General features: G+C 62.1%; 3 protein-coding genes. All 3 read left to right on the top strand.

Annotated features, from left to right (window positions below):
- Positions 1-388, top strand: a 388-nt coding sequence (locus Q0349_RS06410) for a UDP-3-O-acyl-N-acetylglucosamine deacetylase (protein WP_298080047.1), incomplete at its 5' end; no start/stop codon positions are given.
- Between the two features lie 73 nt (positions 389-461).
- Entirely contained in the window at positions 462-1,160 is a 699-nt protein-coding gene (locus Q0349_RS06405; protein WP_298080046.1) for a glutamine amidotransferase, read from the top strand.
- A 19-nt stretch (positions 1,161-1,179) separates the two neighbouring features.
- Positions 1,180-1,920 (top strand): DUF4261 domain-containing protein, encoded by a 741-nt coding sequence (locus tag Q0349_RS06400; RefSeq protein WP_298080045.1) that lies wholly within the window; start codon positions 1,180-1,182, stop codon positions 1,918-1,920.
- Positions 1,921-2,218: the final 298 nt, after the last annotated feature.

Raw genomic sequence — 2,218 nt, 5'->3', positions numbered from 1 at the left:
CCGCCGCTACATCCGCGAAATCAGCCGCGCTCGCACCTTCGGCTTTTTGCGCGACATCGAATACCTGCAAAGCCACGGCCTGACCTTGGGCGGCGGACTGGACAACGCCATCGTCGTCGATGACTACCGCGTTTTGAACGAACAAGGCCTGCGCTTTGACGACGAATTCGTGCGCCACAAACTGCTGGATGCCGTCGGCGACCTCTACCTCCTCGGCGCACCGCTCATCGGCCACTACCAAGGCTACAAATCCGGGCACGACCTCAACAACAAACTCTGCCTCGCGCTCGAAAAGTCCCCGCAAAGCTGGTGCTGGACCGAACTGGACCGTGATAGCAGCATCGAAATCGACTACGGCGAAAACTACCCGCTACCGCAGGCGGGCTGAAAACGCCGCAAAACAGCGGCAGCACGGATAACGTGCTGCCATATTTTTATCCCGCGACACCAAAGAAACACGCATGGCTCCCATCACCATCCTCCGCCTCGGTGCGCCCAGCGCCGAAACCTGCGCCCGCCTTGGCGGCTACGAAGACTGGATCGCCCAAAACCTCAGCAGCGCGACCCGCAGCATCGACATCATCGGGGGCGAAGCACCGCCCACGCACGCGGACTGCCGCGGCGTCATCCTCACCGGCTCGGTGCACATGGTGGGCGAACGCCTGCCCTGGAGCGAAGCACTGCGCCCGTGGCTACAAGAAGCGGTCGCGCGCGAACTGCCCGTTTTCGCCATCTGCTACGGCCACCAACTGCTTGCCGACGCCTTCGGCGGCACAGTAGGCGCGAACCCCAACGGTGCGGAAATCGGCAACATCACCCTGAACCGCCTGCCCGCCTGCGACGACGACCCGCTCTTTGCACCGCTACCCGCAACCTTTAGCGCCAATGCCTGGCACAGCGAAAGCGTCTTGCAGCTGCCGCCCGGCGCGGTGCCGCTGGTTGCCAACGCGCACGACCCGCACCACGCCTACCGCCTCGGCAAAAACGCCTGGGGCGTCCAATTCCACCCCGAATTTGCCCAAGAAGGCATGCGCGCGGGCATCGCGCAGAACCGTGCGCACATCGCCGATGCCGATGCGCTGATCGCCGCCGTTCCTGCCGCCCAACCGCACGCGACCGCCCTGCTACAACGCTTCGCCCAACTGGCGCTCAACGCCTAACCACCACAAAGGAACCCCCATGTCTCACGCCCAAGGCTTCGTCCTCCTCAAAGAAAACCGCTTCGACAGCGCCGCCTTCCTCCGTACCCTGCAACAAGAATGGGGCATCGCTCCTGACGACGACGGGATGCCGCTCGGCGGCGAAATGCTCACCTTCAACATTGCAGGCAACCTCTGTGCCGTCAGCCTCATGCCCGCGCCCATCCCCAACCATGAAGCCGAACAGGCCGCCGCCTGCAACTACTACTGGCCGGAAGCGGTAGAAACCACGCGCCAGCACCAGGCACATCTGCTCGTCGTTGTCATGCCGACCGGCGGTAGCACGGCAGCGGAGTTGATGCAGCTCTACAGCAAAATCATCAGCAGTTGCCTGGCGGATGCGAACGCGCTCGGCGTGTACACCTCCGGCACCGTCTTCGCCCCCGACTTCTACCGCACCTTTTGTGACGCCATGCACCAGGGCGAGCAGCCCGTTCCCGTCTGGGTCTTCATCGGCCTCTATGCGGATGAGGGCGGCAACCACGCCTACACCATCGGCATGACACAATTCGACAAAATGGAGATGGAAATCCGCGCCAGCCAGCACGACATGAACGACATCCACAGCACCCTCACCGGCATCTGCGCCTACCTCATCGGTCAGGACGTCACCCTGCACGACGGCGAAACCATCGGCTTCTCCGCCGAACAACAACTTGCCATCAGCCGCTCGCCCGCCATCGCCGGCGGTGCCGAAGAAACCCTGAAAATCGCCTACTGAGCGCGGCATACTCTGAAGCGGTGGGCAACCCGGACAAACGGGAACGGGACGACTTGCGGGTGCTCACGGCTGCCCACGGTTTTCGGCCTGCCAGTCAACCGGCCAGGCGGTGCAATACTGTATTGAGGCTTTAGGTGCTATTTATAGCCATCCACCGAAAGCCCCATTACGGTGTTGCGCCGCCTGACCGGGCACCCTAAAAAAATGGCGGAGTCATCTTTTTAGGGAAACCCGCGCCGTATCTATAGCAATCCTCTCTAAATTCTATACAATCATCAATTTCCCTGGAGCCTGACCA

The organism is uncultured Cardiobacterium sp. (genome assembly GCF_938028185.1).
GTDB lineage: Bacteria > Pseudomonadota > Gammaproteobacteria > Cardiobacteriales > Cardiobacteriaceae > Cardiobacterium.
The sequence above is the reverse complement of the archived record's forward strand: the minus strand, read 5'-3'. Positions and strand labels throughout refer to the sequence as shown.